This is a genomic window from Corynebacterium sp. KPL1824 (genome assembly GCF_000478095.1).
GTDB classification, from domain to species: domain Bacteria; phylum Actinomycetota; class Actinomycetes; order Mycobacteriales; family Mycobacteriaceae; genus Corynebacterium; species Corynebacterium accolens.
The window spans coordinates 1,174,576-1,193,309 of sequence record NZ_KI515749.1 but is presented as its reverse complement, the minus strand read 5'-3'; the positions used below and the strand labels follow the sequence as shown (position 1 = coordinate 1,193,309).

At 59.3% G+C, this 18,734-nt stretch carries 19 protein-coding genes; 2 read left to right on the top strand and 17 right to left on the bottom strand.

Annotated elements, in window-relative coordinates:
* Positions 1–2: 2 nt before the first annotated feature.
* The 17 genes from HMPREF1267_RS13140 to rho form a co-directional block, all read right to left on the bottom strand.
* Positions 3–287 (bottom strand): hypothetical protein, encoded by a 285-nt coding sequence (locus HMPREF1267_RS13140; protein WP_081445490.1) that lies wholly within the window; start codon positions 285–287, stop codon positions 3–5.
* Complete coding sequence (nucS, locus tag HMPREF1267_RS05545) at positions 287–979, bottom strand: endonuclease NucS (RefSeq protein ID WP_005280206.1); 693 nt, start codon at positions 977–979, stop codon at positions 287–289. The genes HMPREF1267_RS13140 and nucS overlap by 1 nt, the downstream gene beginning before the upstream one ends.
* A 21-nt stretch (positions 980–1,000) precedes the next feature.
* Positions 1,001–1,480, bottom strand: a complete 480-nt coding sequence (locus HMPREF1267_RS05540; protein WP_005280203.1) for a DUF2550 domain-containing protein — start codon at positions 1,478–1,480, stop codon at positions 1,001–1,003.
* A 183-nt stretch (positions 1,481–1,663) separates the two neighbouring features.
* Entirely contained in the window at positions 1,664–2,038 is a 375-nt protein-coding gene (locus tag HMPREF1267_RS05535; protein ID WP_005280202.1) for a F0F1 ATP synthase subunit epsilon, read from the bottom strand.
* Positions 2,039–2,048: 10 nt separating this feature from the next.
* Positions 2,049–3,494 (bottom strand): F0F1 ATP synthase subunit beta, encoded by a 1,446-nt coding sequence (atpD, locus tag HMPREF1267_RS05530; protein ID WP_005280201.1) that lies wholly within the window; start codon positions 3,492–3,494, stop codon positions 2,049–2,051.
* Between the two features lie 3 nt (positions 3,495–3,497).
* The gene (locus HMPREF1267_RS05525) at positions 3,498–4,487 is read right to left on the bottom strand and encodes a F0F1 ATP synthase subunit gamma (protein ID WP_005280200.1); all 990 of its coding nucleotides are present in this window, start codon (positions 4,485–4,487) and stop codon (positions 3,498–3,500) included.
* A gap of 50 nt (positions 4,488–4,537) precedes the next feature.
* Entirely contained in the window at positions 4,538–6,178 is a 1,641-nt protein-coding gene (gene atpA / locus HMPREF1267_RS05520) for a F0F1 ATP synthase subunit alpha (RefSeq protein ID WP_023017789.1), read from the bottom strand.
* 60 nt (positions 6,179–6,238) lie between these two features.
* Complete coding sequence (locus HMPREF1267_RS05515) at positions 6,239–7,054, bottom strand: F0F1 ATP synthase subunit delta (RefSeq protein ID WP_005280198.1); 816 nt, start codon at positions 7,052–7,054, stop codon at positions 6,239–6,241.
* A 6-nt stretch (positions 7,055–7,060) separates the two neighbouring features.
* On the bottom strand, positions 7,061–7,630 hold the full coding sequence (locus HMPREF1267_RS05510; RefSeq protein ID WP_005280197.1) for a F0F1 ATP synthase subunit B: 570 nt from the start codon (positions 7,628–7,630) through the stop codon (positions 7,061–7,063).
* Positions 7,631–7,673: 43 nt separating this feature from the next.
* Positions 7,674–7,913, bottom strand: coding sequence for an ATP synthase F0 subunit C (locus tag HMPREF1267_RS05505; protein WP_005280196.1), 240 nt, complete (start codon positions 7,911–7,913; stop codon positions 7,674–7,676).
* 104 nt (positions 7,914–8,017) lie between these two features.
* Positions 8,018–8,818 carry a F0F1 ATP synthase subunit A gene (gene atpB / locus HMPREF1267_RS05500; protein WP_005280195.1) on the bottom strand — a complete coding sequence of 267 codons (801 nt, stop codon included), beginning with the start codon at positions 8,816–8,818 and terminating at the stop codon, positions 8,018–8,020.
* 445 nt (positions 8,819–9,263) lie between these two features.
* A complete protein-coding gene (locus tag HMPREF1267_RS05495; protein ID WP_005280194.1) occupies positions 9,264–9,695 on the bottom strand; it encodes a hypothetical protein in 432 nt (143 codons plus the stop codon).
* A gap of 10 nt (positions 9,696–9,705) precedes the next feature.
* On the bottom strand, positions 9,706–10,881 hold the full coding sequence (locus HMPREF1267_RS05490) for an MraY family glycosyltransferase (RefSeq protein WP_023017787.1): 1,176 nt from the start codon (positions 10,879–10,881) through the stop codon (positions 9,706–9,708).
* A 14-nt stretch (positions 10,882–10,895) separates the two neighbouring features.
* Entirely contained in the window at positions 10,896–11,564 is a 669-nt protein-coding gene (locus HMPREF1267_RS05485; RefSeq protein ID WP_005282416.1) for an L-threonylcarbamoyladenylate synthase, read from the bottom strand.
* Between the two features lie 32 nt (positions 11,565–11,596).
* The gene (gene prmC / locus HMPREF1267_RS05480; RefSeq protein ID WP_023028675.1) at positions 11,597–12,430 is read right to left on the bottom strand and encodes a peptide chain release factor N(5)-glutamine methyltransferase; all 834 of its coding nucleotides are present in this window, start codon (positions 12,428–12,430) and stop codon (positions 11,597–11,599) included.
* A 9-nt stretch (positions 12,431–12,439) separates the two neighbouring features.
* Entirely contained in the window at positions 12,440–13,516 is a 1,077-nt protein-coding gene (prfA, locus tag HMPREF1267_RS05475) for a peptide chain release factor 1 (protein ID WP_023028674.1), read from the bottom strand.
* Positions 13,509–15,392, bottom strand: coding sequence for a transcription termination factor Rho (gene rho / locus HMPREF1267_RS05470; RefSeq protein WP_034666917.1), 1,884 nt, complete (start codon positions 15,390–15,392; stop codon positions 13,509–13,511). The genes prfA and rho overlap by 8 nt, the downstream gene beginning before the upstream one ends.
* Before the next feature lie 373 nt (positions 15,393–15,765).
* On the opposite strand from rho, the gene HMPREF1267_RS05465 reads away from it, so the two are divergent.
* Together HMPREF1267_RS05465 and moaA are read left to right on the top strand one after the other, a co-directional pair.
* A complete protein-coding gene (locus HMPREF1267_RS05465) occupies positions 15,766–17,553 on the top strand; it encodes a long-chain fatty-acid--CoA ligase (protein ID WP_005282405.1) in 1,788 nt (595 codons plus the stop codon).
* Between the two features lie 61 nt (positions 17,554–17,614).
* Complete coding sequence (moaA, locus tag HMPREF1267_RS05460; RefSeq protein WP_005280187.1) at positions 17,615–18,730, top strand: GTP 3',8-cyclase MoaA; 1,116 nt, start codon at positions 17,615–17,617, stop codon at positions 18,728–18,730.
* The last annotated feature ends 4 nt before the right edge of the window (positions 18,731–18,734 follow it).

Below are 18,734 nucleotides of genomic sequence, written 5' to 3'. Positions count from 1 at the left end.
GTCTACCTTCGCTCCCAGCAATGCCGGTGCCAATGACGGCGGTCATCGCCCTGCCTGCCGGTATCGCGCGGCCAGGCGACGATGTGGGCAACCCCAGGCGGAATATTTTGGTTACACCCCGGGCAAATATAGAATTTTTGCGCCCGCGCTGAACCGATGTGCCGCATGATATACGGCTCCCCGTGCGTCCAGCTGGGGCCCTCGACCGTCTGCGAACCAAGGAAGGTAGAGCCGTCCTTGGGCAGCGGCCGGAATTCCTGTGGTTTCCGCCTATTTCGCCGTGGCATTAAAACAACCGCAATTCTTTCGACTCGAGCCCGCGCAGCTCTTGGTAATCCAAGACCACGCAGCGGATGCCGCGGTCTTCGGCAAGCGTTCGGGCCTGTGGCTTAATCTCTTGCGCAGCAAAAATGCCAGATACCGGAGCGATTAGTTCATCGCGGTTCAATAGCTCGAGGTAGCGGGTCAATTGCTCTACTCCGTCGATCCCGCCGCGGCGCTTGACCTCCACGGCAACATTCCGGTTATCAGCATCTTTAGCCATGATGTCTACCGGGCCAATGGCCGTGGGGTACTCGCGGCGCACGAGGGTGAAATTAGAACCCAGCGTGTCGATCTTTTCGGCCAAAAGCTCCTGTAGGTGCGCCTCCACGCCGTCCTTTACCAGGCCGGGGTCTTCGCCCATCTCGTAGGAGATATCCTCGTGGATTTCCGCGATAGTGATGCGCAATTGCTCACCCTTCGGGTTTTCCACTAGCCACAAGACCTCGCCGGTGTCATTGCCATCCACGTCCTCGATGACGGATTCACTCACCGTACACGGCGGCGTCATCCAATTGAGGGGCTTATACGCGCGGTCATCGGCATGCACCGATACCGAGCCGTCTGCTTTGACGATGAGCAGGCGGTCCGCCAAGGGCAGGTGGGCGTCGAGCCGTCCCACGTAATCAACTGAACAACGGGCGATTACTAAGCGCATGGCTACTACCCTAGCCTGTTGCTATTGGCGCTTGGACTGCCGGGTGGCTCGCTCCCGCAATTGCTTGTAATCAAAGCGCTGTTGCCGCTTGGACGGCGCAGCCTCGACCCAGGCTTCGAAGGCCATGATCCCGCGGGCATCGGAAGCCAGCTCGTATTCCGCATCCCCGGTACTAAAGTGCACTACCTCGGTGGCATCAGACATGAAAGAAGCCTCGTCATCATCCAAAGAACGAGAGTTCAAAATGGTGATGTCGAGGCGATTAAACCACAGGTTATAGCGCGGAAATACAGAGCGCAGTTTGAAATATTCAACAACTTCTCCGGTATAGCGCAGCACGCCATGGCGCCAAGAAAAGCTATCCTTCGCCGGCATTGAGCGCAACAACACCGCGGTTCCGCGCGAGCGCAGAGTAAAAAATCGCAGGGCCGCCAGCAGAACTACTAGCAATACCACCAACGCTAAGGCCCACAGGACCACCGAGATAACCGTTGAATTCATGGGCTCCACACGCCATCCTTGGTTAGTGAAAGAACAATTATTTGGATTGTAGCGCCTGATTCCGCCTCCGCGCCAATAAGAAAAGGCAAAGAAAACGTGAAAAAGCGCACCGGATACATTCCAGTGCGCTTTTCTGAGAGCAGGAAGGGCGGCTATTGCTGCCCTCTCCTACCAATCCAAGGTTTATTCAGCCTTTGCTGCGCGGCGAAGTGCACGCAATGCAGCCTCACCGCGGGACTTGGTGAGCTCATGAGCCGAAGAGGAGTCCTCTTCCGCCTGGGCCTCATCCACCTCATCGGACCAGATGGCCCAATCAGCGAGGACGGTAATCTTGTCCTGGGTAACGGAGAGGAAGCCACCCTGGACGGCGGCAACGCGCCGCGCGCCATCAACTGGGTGGATGGTCACTACGCCATTGTCGATCAACTGACCGATCACAGGCTCGTGACCGGGAAGCACGCCGATCTCACCCTCGGTGGTCTCAGCCGTCACTATGGAGGCCTGACCAGACCACAATGAGCGCTCGACGGAAACCAATTCGGCGGTGATGTCAGCCATGTGCCTCTCCCTACTTCTCGTTCAACTTCTTGTATGCAGCTTCGACATCGTCCAAGCCACCCAAGCCGTTGAAGGCCTGCTCTGGGTAGTGGTCAAACTCACCGTTGCAGATGCGCTCGAAGGCATCGATGGTGTCCTGCAGCGGCACGTAGGACCCCTCCAGACCAGTGAACTTCTGCGCGACGAAGAAGTTCTGGCCCAGGAAGCGCTCGATACGGCGGGCACGCTGCACGGTCACCTTGTCTTCTTCAGACAGCTCGTCCATACCAAGGATGGCGATGATGTCCTGCAGTTCCTTGTTCTTCTGCAGAATACCGATGACGCGCTGTGCTACCTCGTAGTGCTTCTCGCCCACAATGCCTGGCTCGAGGATACGAGAGGTAGAGGTCAGCGGGTTCACTGCCGGGTAAATACCCTTAGAAGCAATGGCACGGTCCAGCTCGGTCGTCGCATCCAAGTGGGCGAAGGTCGTGGCTGGGGCCGGGTCAGTGTAGTCATCGGCAGGCACGTAAACGGCCTGCAGAGAGGTAATGGAACGACCCTTGGTGGAGGTAATGCGCTCCTGCAACACACCCATCTCATCAGCCAAGGTTGGCTGGTAACCCACGGCGGAAGGCATGCGACCCAGCAGGGTGGATACCTCGGAGCCGGCCTGGGTGAAACGGAAGATGTTGTCGATGAACAGCAGCACGTCCTGGTTCTGCACATCGCGGAAGTACTCCGCCATGGTCAGGCCGGACAGGGCCACGCGCATACGAACTCCTGGTGGCTCGTCCATCTGGCCGAAGACAAGGGCGGTATCTTGCAGAACACCCATCTCTTCCATTTCCAGGAAGAGATCGGTGCCCTCACGGGTGCGCTCGCCGACGCCGGCGAAGACCGACGTACCGGAGAACTCGCGGGCAATACGGGTAATCATTTCCTGAATCAGGACCGTCTTACCCACACCTGCACCGCCGAAGAGGCCAATCTTGCCGCCCTTAACGTAAGGGGTCAGCAGGTCAATGACCTTAATACCGGTCTCGAGAATCTCGGTCTTGCCCTCGAGCTGGTCGAACGCTGGTGGCTCGCGGTGGATGCCCCACTGCTCGCCATCGCGGCCGAGGCCTGGCTCATCGAGGCAGTCACCGAGGGCGTTAAAGACGTGGCCCTTGACGACGTCGCCGACGGGAACGGAGATAGGCTCTCCGGAGTCGACTACCTCGGCGCCACGAACGAGGCCATCGGTAGGTGCCATGGACACGGTACGAACGAGGTTGTCACCGAGGTGCTGAGCGACCTCGAGGGTGACGGTCTTTGCCACAGCTTCGAGCTTAATCTCGACGTGGAGTGCGTTGTACAGGGCCGGAAGTGCCTCGCGTGGGAATTCCACGTCCACCACCGGACCGATGACGCGCACGACACGACCGGCGACTGCCGAAGACTGTGCATTCTGCTCTTGCAGAGCTGTAGTCATAATCTAGTCACTTTCTGCGCTGTCAGATAGCGCGCCAGCGCCACCGACGATCTCTGAAATTTCCTGGGTAATCTGCGCCTGACGGGCCTGGTTGGCCACGCGAGACAGGTCATTGACCATCTCGGTTGCGTTGTCAGTAGCAGATTTCATAGCTGTACGGCGTGCAGCGGACTCGGAAGCCGAAGCCTCCAAGAACATAGCAAACAGGATACGCGAGACGTACTGCGGAAGCAGCGCTTCCATCAGGGTATCCGCGTCCGGTTCGAACTCGAAGTCCGCGGAAATGTTTTCCGTCGGCTCCGGATCTTCCAGTGCGGAGTCACCCATCTCGTACTCCTCGCCCTGCACTACCGGCTCAACAGGCAAAAGCTGCTGCGCACGCGCGGTTTGAGTCAGCATGGATTCAAACTCGGTGTAGACCACGTGCACCTGGTCGAAACCGGTAACACCTGCGCCTTCACCTTCCGCATGCAGGCCCTCGCGGCCCTTGGTAGTGCCCTTCGAACCAGCAACGAAGCCATCGATCATGTGGCGACGCACATCGTGGGTGCCCTCCCAGGTTGGATCCTGAGAGAAACCATCCCAGCTGCCTGCTACCTCTTCCTCGCGGAAGTTGTAGTGGCCGATGCCCTTGCTGCCGGTGACGTAGCGAACTACCTCGTAGCCCTTGCTTTCGAGGAGGGCCTTGAGCTGGGCTGCCTTCTTGAAGACGTTGTTGTTGTAGCCACCGCACATGCCTCGGTCAGAGGTGATTACGAGAATCGCGGCGACGTTGCCGTCTTCACGCTCGCGCAGCATAGGGTGCTCTAGCGTCGACGCTGCAGCCAACCTGTTCATGACATTGGTCAGCTCAGTCGCGTACGGCTGAGAGGCTTCCACCCGAGCCTGCGCTTTGGTAATGCGCGAGGTAGCAATGAGCTCCTGGGCTTTAGTGATCTTCTTAGTCGAGTTCACGGACCGAATGCGGTCGCGCAATTCGCGAAGATTAGCCATCGTTTCTCCTCCCTTCTTTCATATAGACGGTTAATTACGAGAGCTGAACTCTACTTAGCCGTCTTCCGGGAGACGTTGAGCTCGGTGCTTTTCACGTCATTTTCGTCCAAAGGATCTACAGGCTCTTCGGTACCCAAGTTGTGGCCCTCGGAGGTGCGGAACGTAGGAGCGAACTCCTTGGCTGCGGCCTCGAGTGCTTCCTTGGACTCATCGCTGAGCGCCTTGCCGCCGGCGATCTGCTCAAAGACCTCTGGAGTATTGGCGTTGAGGTACTCGTGCACCTCGGCCTCGAAGCGGCGAACGTCTTCGACGGGAACGACGTCGAAGATGCCTGCCTCGGCGAGGTAGATGGATACCATCTGGTATTCCACCGGCTGCGGCGAGGATTCGGACTGCTTCAGCAGCTCGACCAAGCGAGAGCCGCGCTCCAGCTGTGCCTTGGAGGCAGCGTCCAGGTCGGATGCGAAGGCAGCGAATGCCTGCAGGTCACGGTATGCAGCCAGGTCAAGACGGAGGTTACCGGCAACCTTCTTCATACCCTTGGTCTGTGCCGCACCACCAACACGGGAGACGGACACACCGACGTTAATAGCCGGGCGAACACCCTGGTTGAAGAGGTCGGACTCCAAGAAGACCTGACCGTCAGTAATGGAAATGACGTTGGTCGGAATGAAGGCACTGACGTCATTAGCCTTGGTCTCGATGATGGGCAGTGCGGTCATGGAGCCGGCACCCATGTCATCGGAAAGCTTGGCAGCGCGCTCCAGCAAGCGGGAGTGCAGGTAGAAGACGTCGCCTGGGTAAGCCTCACGTCCCGGCGGGCGGCGCAGCAACAGCGAAATTGCGCGGTATGCCTCAGCCTGCTTGGTCAGGTCATCGTAGATAACCAGGACGTGGTTGCCCTGGTACATCCACTGCTGGCCCAATGCAGCACCGGAGAACGGTGCCAGCCACTTGTAGCCGGCGGAATCAGAAGCTGGGGCCGCCACGATGGTGGTGTAATCCAGCGCGCCGTGCTCCTCAAGGGTGCGGCGCACGCTGGCGATGGTCGAGCCCTTCTGGCCGATGGCGACGTAAATACAACGGACCTGCTTGTCCTTGTCGCCAGACTCCCAGTTAGCCTTCTGGTTCAAAATGGTATCGATGGTAACCGCGGTCTTACCGGTCTTACGGTCACCAATGATCAGCTGACGCTGACCACGGCCGATCGGGGTCATCGCATCGATAGCCTTGATGCCGGTCTGCATTGGCTCTTCAACCGGCTGGCGCTGCAGCACCGAAGGTGCCTGCAACTCGAGGACGCGCTCCTCTTCGCTTTCGATTGGGCCCAAGCCGTCGATGGGCTGGCCCAGTGGGTTAATAACGCGGCCGAGGAAGTCCTCGCCCACGGGGATGGAAAGGACCTCGCCGGTCCTCTTAACCTCGTCGCCCTCCTTGAGGGACTCGTAGTTACCCAGGACCACGACACCAATGGAGTTGGTGTCAAGGTTCTGTGCGACGCCAATTACGCCGCCGGGGAACTCGAGTAGCTCATTCGCCATAACGGATGGCAGGCCAGAAACCTGCGCAATACCGTCAGCTGCCGAAATGACCACGCCGACCTCCTCACGGGAGGCCTCCGCGGAGTAGCTCGAGGTGTAGTTCGCAATCGCACTACGGATCTCGTCGGAGGAGATCGTCAGCTCCGCCATGTTCTTCCTGCTCTCGGTAGTATCTTCCAGCACTTACTTAAATCGTTTCTGTCGTTTCGGCTACACCATCTGGGCACGGAAGCGGGCAATCTTGCCTGCCGTCGAGCCGTCAATGATTTCATCGCCGACGCGGATGCGCATGCCACCGAGGAGGCTGGTGTCAACCTCAGAGTGAATGGACATCGCACGACCATAAATTTTGCCCAGCTTCTCAGCGAGTACTGCCTGCTGGCCTTCATTCAATTCACCCGCAGCGACAACGCGCGCGATGGTGCGATCCTGCAGGGCTGCTGCAGTATCGGCCAATCCGGCTACGTCATCAATCGGGTTTTGCTCTGGGCGGCTGATGGCCTGCAGCGCGAGCGCCTCAGTAAACATCGTTACCTTGCCGTAGAGCACGTTTGCCAGCAATCCGCGCTTGCGTGCGGATTCAGCAGTTCGATCGGAAAGCAGCTGGGTAAGCTCGCCCTCGCGGTCCAGAATCTGCGCCAAGCGGAAAAGCTCGTCTTCGACCTGGCCCAATTGGCCCTGCGCCTCGGCGGCGCGCAGCAATGCGCGGCGGCCCAAGGATACAAGCCCGTTGACGAAGTCCTTCGGCGAAGACCATTGGTTCGCCGCAGCTTCCTGCAGGATGCTCAGTGCACCGGCAGAAATCTTGGAGCCAAAGAGATTCTCGGCCAAGGACTTGCGTGCTTCAGCCGGGGCTGCAACGTCGATGAAGGATACGCGCAATTCGCGGTCCCCATCCAAAACGTCGACGACCTCAAAAATGTCTAGGCCCGCTTGGACTGCACTAGCGACGTTCTTATCGCCAGCGAGGATTTCATCCACACGGGATTGTGAGTTCGCGAGTGCTTCGCGGCTAGCTGCCTTCATAGTTGCCTACTTTCCGGCCGGTGCCACAGAGTCGAGCTCGGACAAAAAGCCATCGATGGTAGAGGACTTCTTGGAGGCGTCAGAAAGCTCGCCGCCCAGAATCTTTTCTGCCAGGTTGATGGAGTTCTGTCCCATTTCGGAACGCAGCTCAGTAACAACCTGCGCACGAGAAGCTTCCAACTGCTTTTCGCCATTGGCGACGATGCGGCGGGATTCCTCTTCCGCTTGGCTCTTCGCGTCAGCCTCGATCTGCTTGCCGCGCTCGCGCGCCTGCTCGCGGATCTCGGCTGCCTCTGCGCGGGCATCAGCCAGCTGAGCATTGTACTTTTCTAGAGCAGCCTTGGCCTCGGCCTGCTGGGCCTCAGCGCGCTTCATGCCGCCCTCAATCCGGTCTTCACGCTCTTCGAGCAACTTGGTGTAACGAGGAAGCACGAACTTCCAGAACAACCAGAGAATTACGATGAAGCACAGCAAAGACCAGAAAATGTCATAGTTCTTGGGCAGAAGAACGGAGAAGCTACCCGAACCTGGGTTCTCCTCGCCCTCTGCTGCAAGCATATAAACGACGTTATTCATAGGTCTCCCGTCTTAAAAGTTTCGGTTTGGAAAACTCGTACTTTTAGAACAGGAAGCCGGCAACCAGGCCGATAAGGGCCAGGGCCTCGGTGAAGGCGATACCAAGGAACATGGTGGTACGCAGCTGGCCGGCCATCTCCGGCTGGCGAGCCATAGCCTCAACGGTCTTGCCGGCGACGATGCCGATACCGATACCTGGGCCGATAGCAGCCAGGCCGTAGCCGATGGTGCCGAAGCCTTCGAACGTCGTAGCAGCATCCTGTGCCAGAATGATTTCGTTCATGGTGAAAGTCGTTCCCTTTCGTAAAAATCTTCAGTCCGAACCGGACCGAATGTCAGTGTTGTGTAATTAGGTGGATTACTCGGTCGCGCTCGTCGACCTCGTCCTTAGTGCGAATCAGCGTGCAAGGACAACTCGATGTACACCGCCGTCAACAAAGCGAAGATGTACGCCTGCAAGAAGATAACCAGAATCTCGAACAGGCTCATAGCCAAGCCCAAGACCACGGTCAGCCCAGACAGGACGGTCCAACCATTTAGCTGCCAGAAGAAGAAGTTCGTAGCAGAGAAGAGAAGAACCAGGATGATGTGTCCAGCAAGGAAGTTCGCCATGAGACGAATTGCAAGGGTAACCGGTCGCAGAATGAACGTAGAGAAGAACTCAATCGGTACCACCAAAAGGTGCAATGCCGGTGGCAAGTTCGGAATCACTACGGAGGAGCGAATGAACTTACCAAAGCCGTAGCGCTTGGCGCCGGCGTAAATCATGACGATGTACGAAACGGCTGCCAACACAATTGGCATACCAATACGACCGTTGGGCGAGACGTTAAGTCCCGGGATAACGGTCGCGACGTTCATAAACAGAACCGCGAAGAAGATGCTAGCGATAATTGGCAGGAATCGCTTTCCCTCCTTCTTACCCAAAATGTCCTCGGCGATGTGGACGCGGACGAAGTCGACCGCGTTCTCGCCCACATTCTGAATGCCAGAAGGAACCAACTTAGGGTTCTTAAAGGCAGCCCAGAAAAGGATCACCACAATTAGCGTCATCAAAATGCGAATCAGCATCAGGCGATCAAGCGCGAACCATCCGTCGGCGAAGTCACCGAAAAACAGATGGTCGGCATCAATTTGCCCCGGGAAGAATTCTTCACCTAGATCGGGCGTATGGAAGTGCCCTTTCATAGCCAATGTTGTAACGCTCAGCGTTCTCTCCCGTGTTCGGGCCACACAGCCAATAGCTGGCTTCTGTGGTGCGATGGACGTCTCAAACTCTCTGCCTTGAACACGGACTCCGTCGCACATCAGCGTGAACAAGACAGGGATTTACCGTGCAGGATAAAAGCGCAACACTTAACCCCGCGGTAACCCGAAGCAAATCGTATCAGCTGGATCAACAGTTTTCGCACGTGGGGGCCCCATAAGCCACACCCGATACCGCCATATCCGCCTTTTGGCAGACAAAACCGCGCTATTCCTGCCTAATTCACAAACGTGCAGTTGATCACACCCCTAAGCCAACACACCTCCTCGGGGGTGGTCACCTTCCATTAATGCCAGCATGCAGGCACAAAAAGGCCGTCGCGCACCACCCCAGTGCGCGACGGCTAAGCCCTAATGTGGGCACGAATTAGGACACGTAAGTGACCCGAGAGGTGACCACGGCCCAGACTTCGGAGCCTAAGGTAACGATGAGCGCGACGACGACGGTAAGAAAGAGCGCCCACGTGTCATAGAAATCCATGTCCCGGATAATGGCCAGCACGCCGATAAGCACGATCAGCTTGATAAGCCAGCCGCCCAATACCACCGCGATAGTGGTAGAGGGGGTCGAGTTCGCGGTAAAGAGGACCGACAGCGCGGTAAACAAGACAAAGCCGCCGCCGAGAGCAGCGCCGACGATAACGCCCCAGAGCCCGGCGACACCTTGTGCCCCTCCCCAGACGGCGAGGGAAATGATGGTAAAGATGCCGAGGGCGGTAGCCCCCTTCTTTACGGCGCGCTGCAGCGGCACGCGCGGGTCATCGAAATTAGCATTTTCCGTTGTGTCACTCACGGACATTCACCCTACATCACGCGCTCGCAGAGTCATGCAATACGCAATCATCCGATGACCGGAGGCCAATCTTGCCCTGCCGCAGTGGAATCAAGGTCGTGCCAAAGGCAACCAATAATGCCGTGATGGACAAGCCGACCGCTACCGGGGCCGGCACGATGGAAAAGGACACCGCACCGAAGGCCACCGCGGATACCCAGAGGTACAGCACGAGCACAGTGCGCCGGTGCGTATGCCCCAACGACAACAGGCGGTGGTGGATATGCGCCTTATCCGCAGAAAATGGCGAACGGCCCTGGGATAGGCGGCGAATAACCGCCCAGACAAGGTCTAAGACTGGAATAAACACCGCTGCGATCACCACGAGGATGGGCGACATTAGCGCCACCATGTCCACGGTGCCGTAGAGAGACATATTGATCTTGCCCGAGGCCGAAGTAGAAGCCGCGGCGAGCAAGAGCCCGATAAGCATGGAGCCGGAATCGCCCATAAAGATTCGCGAGGGTTCAAAGTTATGGGGCAAAAAGCCCGCACACATCCCCACCAGAGCGGCGCTGATAATAGCGGGTGGATAGGCCGATACCGCCCCGCCCTGGTCATGCAGGACGGTGAGCGAAAAGACTAAGATGGCGCCACCGGCGATGAGGCCAAGTCCTGCTGCGAGGCCATCGAGGCCGTCGACGAAGTTGATGGCATTGATAAGGAGCACGGTGAAAAACGCGGTAAGCAACGTGCTTTGAATCTGGTCGAGCACTACCGTGGTGCCGCCGCCGAAGGGGATGAAAAGCAGCGTCCACGTCAGGCCCAGGCCACTCATGAGCGCGGCGGCAAAGAGCTGCCCGAAAAGCTTGATGAGGGCGCCGAGTTCCAAGTAGTCATCGGCAACCCCGACAAGCACGATGGCCAGCGCCGCCCACATCACCGCGCTCATCTCCGGGGTGACGGGCATAAACCCGCGAGTCAAGGCTGGAAGCTGGGCTGCGAGGAATATCGCCGCGCCAAAACCGGTAAACATGGCGAGCCCGCCCATGCGGGGCGTGGGCTGGGAGTGGGAATCACGCAGGCGAATTTCTGCCACCCGGCCCGTGCGGACCAAAAAGGATCGCACCACTCCGGTGGTCAGGTAGGTAAATGTCGCTGCTACGAGGATGACCAAGGCCAACTCGCGCAGCGGTACGCCAGTGCCGCTCACGCGAAATGCTCCTTCTATCCTTGGGGCCGGGTCCGCAGGGAATCAGCGGAGACGCCGAGGACCTCACCGATTTCCTCCGCGGATAATGCACCCTCGCGCAGTAGGTATGGATGATCACCGGAGAGATCGATAATGGTCGAGGGCTTGCCGATGTCCGTTTCTCCCCCATCCAAGTACACGGTGACGGCCTTGCCCAATTGGTCCTTGGCCATTTGCGCCGTAGTTGGTGGTTGGTGTCCGGAGATATTGGCAGATGAAACCGCCATCGGTCCTACCTCGCGCAAGAGCTCGATGGCAATCGGGTGAAGGGGCATCCGCAGCATGACGGTGCCGCGGGTATCTCCCAAGTTCCACGGCAAGGATGGCGCCTGTGGCACCACGATGGATAGCCCGCCTGGCCAAAAGGCCTCGACGAGGTCGCGGGTGGAATCGGGGTACGAGGCGACGAGTCCGCGCACGGTATTCCACGAGCCAACGAGCACGGGAACCGGCATATCCGGCCCGCGCTGCTTGGTGGCGAGCAGGTTGGCTACCGCGTCATTATCGAAGGCATCGCAGCCCAAACCGTACAGCGTATCGGTGGGCATGACCACGAGCCGCCCAGACTTTGCGGCCTTGGTGGCGATGCTCACGCCTTCCTCACGCTCGGTGTCATCGGCGCAATTATAAATTTTTCCTTGCATCAATTATCCCCTTCTTGCCCGACGGTGATGCCTTAGTCTACCGCGCGCTGTGCAGTAATAAAGCGCGGCGTGCCTGTTAAGTCCTTAAGCGGAGCGATATGGGAAAAGCCGCTGTGGTCACGCACCGCATCGCGCACGGCATCGCCAGTCGTATCGTCGTGTTCAATCGCCATGACCCCGCCCGGGCGCAAAAGCCTGGCGATGGTGGGAATCAACCCGCGGATTACTCCCATGCCGTCATCGCCGCCGAAGACGGCCACGCGCGGATCGTGATACACCTCCGGTTGCAAGTTCGGATCTTCCGGAACGTATGGCGGGTTGCTCACCACGAGATCGACCGTGCCATTCCAGTCCGCCAGAGTCTGACTGTCGGTCGCGTCCGCCTGCACCACCTCTACCCCGGTGCCGAGAGTATTGGCGCGGGTGAACTCGAGGGCGGCATCGGAAAGCTCTACTGCCTTAACCTCCGCCTGCGGTACGTAATGCTGCAGGTAGAGCGCCAGCGCGCCCGAACCCGAGCACAAATCCACCATGCGCGGGCCTGGTGCGTGGTGGACCGCCCAGTCCGCCATCACCTCCGTTTCCGGGCGCGGAATGAACACGCCTGGGCCCACCTTTAGGTCTAGGGGACCAAACCACGCCGTACCCAGCACGTATTGCAGCGGCTCGCGCTGTTCCCGCCTGCGCAAAAGCGCCTCAAAAGCCACCTCGAAGCCGGGCATGGGTGGCTCGTGCAGCGGGATATCCAAATGCCCGCAGTGAATGAGGTGGGAGATGAGGATCCGCGTATCCCACTCGGGACTTCCTACTCCAGCAACGCGAAGGCGCTGCACCCCATGGCGCAGCGCCTCACCGTACGATTCCATCGACCGCAATTACCCCTCGGCCTCAAGGCGCTCGGCGCGCTCTTGGTCCTGCAGGGCTTTGATGAGATCCTGCATATCGCCGTTTAACACGGAATCCAGGTTATTGGCCTTGTAGCCAATGCGGTGATCCGTGATGCGGTTTTCGGGCCAGTTATAAGTGCGCACGCGCTCGGAGCGATCCATGGTGCGCACCTGGGAGGCGCGCTGCTCGCCAGCCTCGACCTCGCGGGCCTCGCGCTCCATCTGGTCCAGGCGAGCCTGCAGCACCTGCAGGGCGCGGGCCTTGTTCTGGATCTGCGAACGTTCCTTCTGGCAGGTAACAATCAACCCCGTGGGCAGGTGGGTAATGCGCACCGCGGAGTCGGTGGTGTTCACGCCCTGACCACCCTTACCGGAGGAGCGGTACACATCGACGCGGATATCCTTGTCATCGATATTGACCGATTCCACCTCTTCGGGCTCCGGGTACACCAGCACGCCAGCAGCGGAGGTCTGGATGCGGCCCTGCGATTCCGTGACCGGCACGCGCTGCACGCGGTGCACGCCGCCCTCGAATTTGAAGACGGACCACGCGCCATCGCGCGTCGGAGACTTAGCGCGGAAGGAAATGGTCATGTCCTTTACGCCGCCCAAATCGGACTCGTTAAGGCCCAAGACCTCCCACTTAAAGTCGATCTTATCGGCAAAACGCTCGTACATGCGGGCCAAGTCGCCGGCAAAGAGCGCGGCCTCTTCGCCGCCGGCGCCGGCCTTGATCTCCATGATGATATCTTCCGAGTCCTGCTCATCGCGCGGGGCGAGCAGGTCAGCCAGCTTTTCTTCCAGCTCTTCCACCGACGCTGCTAGGCGGTCCGCTTCTTCCTGGAAGTCGTGGTCTTCATAAGCCATCTCCTTGGCGTCCGCGAGATCCTCGCGCGCCTGGGTCAGCTCCTCGTTGACCTTGATGATGGGGCGCAGCTCCGCGTACCGCTTGGATAGCTTGCGAAAAGCCTGCTGATCGCCGGCGATTTCTGGGTCGCCCATCTGCATTTCAATGCCCTGGTATTCCGACACAATGTCATCAACCATGGAAACTTGATTAGACATAGTCTTCCTCGTCCTTATCCGCAGCCATCGGTGCAGAAGAAGCCACCTGCATGAGGAACTCGCCATTCGAGCGGGTCTTCTTAAGCTGCTTGATCAACAGGTCAATTGCCTGGTGGGAATCCAGGGCCGACAGGATGCGGCGCAGTTTGGTCATGATGCGCGCCTCTTCAGGCACCAGCAGGAGCTCGTCCTTGCGGGTTCCGGAGGGGTTGACATCCACAGCTGGGAATACGCGGCGTTCCGAGATCCCGCGGTCCAGCTTCAATTCCGCGTTGCCCGTGCCCTTGAATTCCTCGAAGATGACGGTATCGCCGGTCGAACCGGTCTCCACCATCGCGGTGGCGATGATGGTGAGCGAACCGCCCTCTTCGATATTGCGGGCAGCGCCCAAGAAGCGCTTTGGCGGGTAGAGCGCATTGGAATCCACACCACCGGACAGGATGCGGCCCGATGCCGGGGAGGAGTTGTTGTACGCACGGCCCAAGCGGGTGATGGAATCCAGCAGCACCACAACATCCTTGCCCTGCTCCACCAGACGCTTTGCGCGTTCGATGGCCAGCTCGGAAACGGAGGTGTGCTCTGATGGCGGGCGGTCAAAGGTCGAAGAAATGACCTCACCCTTCACGGAGCGCTGCATGTCCGTGACCTCTTCAGGGCGCTCATCCACCAGCACCACCATGAGGTAGCACTCAGGGTTATTGGTGGCAATCGCATTCGCGATATTTTGCAAAATCGTGGTCTTACCGGCCTTTGGCGGCGAGACGATGAGCGCGCGCTGGCCCTTACCAATCGGCATGATCAGGTCGATGACGCGGGTGGTGAGGATCTTTGGATCCGTTTCCAAGCGCAGGCGCTGGTTGGGATACAGCGGCGTGAGCTTATTAAAGTGCGGGCGCTGCTTGGCCTCTTCTGGATCGATCCCATTGACGGTATCGACCTGCACCAACTGGTTGTACTTGCGACGGTTGCGGCCATTGCCGTGGGTGTGGGTAGGTCCAGCCACCTTCACCTGACCAGTAATGGCATCGCCAGAGCGCAGGCCCAGCCGGCGCACGATGTTTTTATTAACAAAGACGTCCGCATCGCCCGCGCGGTACCCGGTGGTGCGCAGGAAGGAGACGTTATTGTCTACAACATCCAAGATGCCGCCGACTGCCTGCAGCTCATCGCCCTCGCGCACCTGCAGGTCATTGCCGCCGCCGTGGTTATCATTATTACCCCGGCCACCCCGGCGATTCCGGCGGTTGCGACGGCCACGGCGGTTACCGCGGTCAAAATTATTATCGTCATTGCGATTATTGCGGTGATTATTATCGCCGTTCTTCTCGCCCTGCTTGTCTCCCTGATTATCGGAGCCATCCTGGGAGTCATCGCGGCGATCCTGGTGGCGATTCTGGTTCTGGTTGTGCGCGTCGCCCCGGTTGTTGTCACTCCGGTTATTCTCGCCCCGGTTATTATCGTCCTGCTCTAGACGCTCCTGGCGGCGGGCGCGGTTGCGGCGGGCACGGCGGGCCTGCGACCGCGATTCATAGCGCTGGTCGTCGCTGTTGTCCTTGCGGTCTTTGCCGCGATTGTCCTGTTGGTCGCCGGACTTGCCGTTATCGCTCTCGCCGCGATCGTCCTTCTTAGACGGCTTATCTTTCTGCTTGGCAGGCGCCGCATCCTTAGCGGATTTCTCGGCCTTCTCGGCCTTTTCTACCTGCTCTATTTTTGCCTTCGCCTTTGGGGGAACCTGACCGGTCTTAATGGCGGTGATGAGATCCCCTTTGCGCAGGGCAGAGACGCCGCGAAGGCCGCGCTCAGCGGCCATTTTGCGCAATTCCGGCAGCTTCAGGGATGCGAGATCCTGTGCCGCGGTGTTGTCCGTATCGCTCACGGATATCCTTTCGTTGCTTGACCAGGTCCATAGTTGGGATCCGCCCTCCCCCACTTCAGGGAAGCTTGGGCGGGTGCACTGGAAGCCGATGTGTATTTTTCTTATCTTTTCGCCCTCGTGCCAAGGCGCTAGCGCACCCTGCCGGGCAATAAGCATGAGGCCTCTTCCGGTTACCGTATGGGAATTCCCCCTTGTAGCTCGTACGCGGGGGCGGAAGAATTCAAGAAACGACTGTGGGCAATGTTTAACGATGGGACCTGTCACTGGGCCCGATTGCATAGGATTGGGAAGATTTCCCGCTTTCCTATCAGTCGATGGCAAGTATAGCGCATTCGCTACACCATGAGTACTTGGACACCGCTACAGTGGAAGCATGCTTTCCACGATGATGGATATTCCCCTGTCTTTAACCCGTATTTTGGAATACGGCGCGTCGGTGCATGGCAATACCACTGTTACCACCTGGCACGGTGAGGGCACCGGATCCGAGTTTGGCCCCGCAGAAAAGGTCACCTTCCGCGATATCGCCGCCCGCGCGGCGGCCTTTGCCCATGTTTTACACGATGACCTTGGCATTACCGGTGATCAGCGCGTGGGCAGCTTCATGTGGAATTGCGCCGAGCACCTCGAGGTCATGTTTGGCTCCGCCTGCAAGGGCGCGGTTTTTACCCCGCTGAATAAGCAGTTGATGAATGACCAGATCCGGCACATCATTAGCCACGCTGAGGTCTCCGTCATCGTGTGTGATCCCCGCCTCGCCCCGCAGTTGGGCACGGTTTTACACGGCGCGCCATCCGTGCATTCGGTGATTTTCACCGGCTCCCAATCGCCGCAGCGCTTTGCCCACCATTTCCCGCGCGGCATCGAGTTTTATTCCTACGAGGCGCTGCTGGATGGCCGCTCTACCATCTACGATTGGCCCGAGCTCGATGAGCGCACCGCCGCCGCTTTGTGCTATTCCACCGGCACCACCGGCGCGCCGAAGGGCGTTTTATATTCCCACCGCTCGCTGTACCTCGAGGCCATGCAGCTGCGTTCCTCGGATTCGCTGTGCATTACCCACGGTGAGACCTTCCTGTGCTGCATTCCCATCTATCACGTGCTGAGCTGGGGCGTTCCCTTTACATGTTTCATGACGGGTACCCCGCTCGTGCTTCCCGATGCCGATGTTTCCGCCCCCACCCTTGCCAAGGTCATTGCGGCCACGTCGCCGCGCGTGGCCCACGGCGTGCCCACCATCTGGATCCAGCTCTTCGTGCACTACATGCACAATCCGCCAGAGCGCATGACGCTGACGGAAATTTTCGCCGGCGGCTCCCCTGTGCCGCCGCAGCTTATCAAGATGTGGGAGGAACATTACGGCGTCGACGTCGTGCACGTGTGGGGCATGGTCGAAACCTCGACGGTCGGCAGCGTTGCCCGCCCGCCACAGGGCGCGTCCGGCGATACCCGGTGGGCCTATCGCATCTCCCAGGGAAAGATCGCCGCCTCGCTGCAGTACCGCGTGGTCAATGATGGCCAAGTGGTATCCAAGACCGACCGCAATGCCGGTGAGCTCCAGGTGCGCGGCAACCTCGTGACCGGTTCTTATTATCATTCGCCCACCGCCGAGCCGGGCGAGGTGGCCTCCGAGTTCCGCGGCAAGCCGGTCGAGGCCGCGGAATCCAAGTTCACTGCAGATGGTTGGTTGCGCACCGGCGATGTCGGTTCCGTGACGAAGGACGGCTTTCTTACCGTTGAGGACCGCGCCCGCGATGTCATCCGCTCCGGCGGCGAGTGGATCTATTCGGTACAGCTGGAAAACCTCATCATGGCCAATTCCGATGTGGTGGAAGCCGCGGTGATCGGCTACCCCGATAAGCAATGGGTGGAACGCCCACTTGCCGTCACCGTCTTGGGCGAGCAGGCCTCGCCCACCATCGAGACCGCCGAAAAGTTGCGCCAGAGCCTGCGCAAGGAATTGCCCAGCTGGATGCTGCCGGAGTACTGGACCTTCGTAAAATCCATCGATAAGACGTCAGTGGGCAAGTTCGATAAGAAGGATTTGCGCGCCCACTTGGCCGAAGGCGATTACAACATCATCCGCCTCAAGGGCCCGGGTGAAGCCCAGCGCCTTGACGATATCGACGAAAGCGATTTTAACCGGGAAAACGAGGAATAATCCCCGGCCAGGTGGCGTTGTAGCTTGGTGTACCTTGTTCCCCACTCTTAGACTGGCAGCAATGACTTCACCAACGCCTTCTTCTTCAGCGGTCTCCCTGCCCCTGCCCACCGTGGGCCGGTCGCAGCCGCCGGAGGACTTACCTGCCGCAGCAAGCGACGGCACCCGCGCCTTGGTTGATCGCTACGGCCGCAGGGCCCGCGACCTGCGCGTGTCGCTTACGGATCGCTGCAACCTGCGCTGCACGTACTGCATGCCGGCCGAAGGCTTAGAGTGGATGCCCACGCAGCAAACGCTATCCGATGAAGAAACCATCCGGCTTATCCGCCTCGGCGTGGAAAAGCTCGGCATCCGCCAGGTGCGCTTTACCGGCGGCGAACCGCTGTTGCGCAAATCCTTGGCAGATATCATCGCCGCCACCAAGGAACTCACCACGGATGAAGGCATCGCACCGTCCACGGCGCTGACTACCAATGGGTTGGGTCTGGAAAAGCGCGCCGCAAAGCTTGCCGCCGCGGGGCTCGACCGCATCAATATCTCGCTGGATACCATCGATCCTCAGCGCTATGCCGCACTCACCCGCCGCGACCGCCTATCCCACGTGCTCGAGGCCATCGCCGCTGCGGCCGATGCCGGATTGAATCCCGTCAAGATCAATGCCGTGGTCATGCCCGGCGTCAACGAGGAAGATATCGTCCCGCTGGCGGACTATGCCCTGCACCAGGGCGCCCAGCTGCGCTTTATCGAGCAGATGCCTCTCGGCCCGCGCGAAAAGTGGCGCCGCGAAGACATGGTCACCGCCGATGATATTTTGCTCAGGCTCCAGGACCACTTTTCCATGCGCCCGGCGCGGGAGCCGCGCGGATCGGCCCCGGCCGCGTTGTGGGATGCTATCGCCCCCGATGGCACCGCCGGCAAGCTGGGCATTATCGCCTCGGTAACCCATCCCTTCTGTGGCGACTGCGACCGCACCCGGCTTACCACCGATGGCGCCGTGCGCAACTGCCTTTTTGGCAATTCCGAAACCCAATTGCGGGATCTCATGCGCTCTGGCGCGAGCGACGAGGAGTTGATGGAGGCATGGGCCGGGGAAATGTGGACGAAGAAACCCGGCCACGGCATTGATGATGAAGGCTTTTTGCAGCCGGATCGTCCCATGTCAGCCATTGGCGGCTAATCTA

Coding starts and splice junctions, on each gene's coding strand:
- HMPREF1267_RS13140 (WP_081445490.1), bottom strand. CDS start 287: ATGCCACGGCGAAATAGGCGGAAACCACAGGAATTCCGGCCGCTGCCC.
- nucS (WP_005280206.1), bottom strand. CDS start 979: ATGCGCTTAGTAATCGCCCGTTGTTCAGTTGATTACGTGGGACGGCTC.
- HMPREF1267_RS05540 (WP_005280203.1), bottom strand. CDS start 1,480: ATGAATTCAACGGTTATCTCGGTGGTCCTGTGGGCCTTAGCGTTGGTG.
- HMPREF1267_RS05535 (WP_005280202.1), bottom strand. CDS start 2,038: ATGGCTGACATCACCGCCGAATTGGTTTCCGTCGAGCGCTCATTGTGG.
- atpD (WP_005280201.1), bottom strand. CDS start 3,494: ATGACTACAGCTCTGCAAGAGCAGAATGCACAGTCTTCGGCAGTCGCC.
- HMPREF1267_RS05525 (WP_005280200.1), bottom strand. CDS start 4,487: ATGGCTAATCTTCGCGAATTGCGCGACCGCATTCGGTCCGTGAACTCG.
- atpA (WP_023017789.1), bottom strand. CDS start 6,178: ATGGCGGAGCTGACGATCTCCTCCGACGAGATCCGTAGTGCGATTGCG.
- HMPREF1267_RS05515 (WP_005280198.1), bottom strand. CDS start 7,054: ATGAAGGCAGCTAGCCGCGAAGCACTCGCGAACTCACAATCCCGTGTG.
- HMPREF1267_RS05510 (WP_005280197.1), bottom strand. CDS start 7,630: ATGAATAACGTCGTTTATATGCTTGCAGCAGAGGGCGAGGAGAACCCA.
- HMPREF1267_RS05505 (WP_005280196.1), bottom strand. CDS start 7,913: ATGAACGAAATCATTCTGGCACAGGATGCTGCTACGACGTTCGAAGGC.
- atpB (WP_005280195.1), bottom strand. CDS start 8,818: ATGAAAGGGCACTTCCATACGCCCGATCTAGGTGAAGAATTCTTCCCG.
- HMPREF1267_RS05495 (WP_005280194.1), bottom strand. CDS start 9,695: ATGTCCGTGAGTGACACAACGGAAAATGCTAATTTCGATGACCCGCGC.
- HMPREF1267_RS05485 (WP_005282416.1), bottom strand. CDS start 11,564: ATGCAAGGAAAAATTTATAATTGCGCCGATGACACCGAGCGTGAGGAA.
- prmC (WP_023028675.1), bottom strand. CDS start 12,430: ATGGAATCGTACGGTGAGGCGCTGCGCCATGGGGTGCAGCGCCTTCGC.
- prfA (WP_023028674.1), bottom strand. CDS start 13,516: ATGTCTAATCAAGTTTCCATGGTTGATGACATTGTGTCGGAATACCAG.
- HMPREF1267_RS05465 (WP_005282405.1), top strand. CDS start 15,766: ATGCTTTCCACGATGATGGATATTCCCCTGTCTTTAACCCGTATTTTG.
- moaA (WP_005280187.1), top strand. CDS start 17,615: ATGACTTCACCAACGCCTTCTTCTTCAGCGGTCTCCCTGCCCCTGCCC.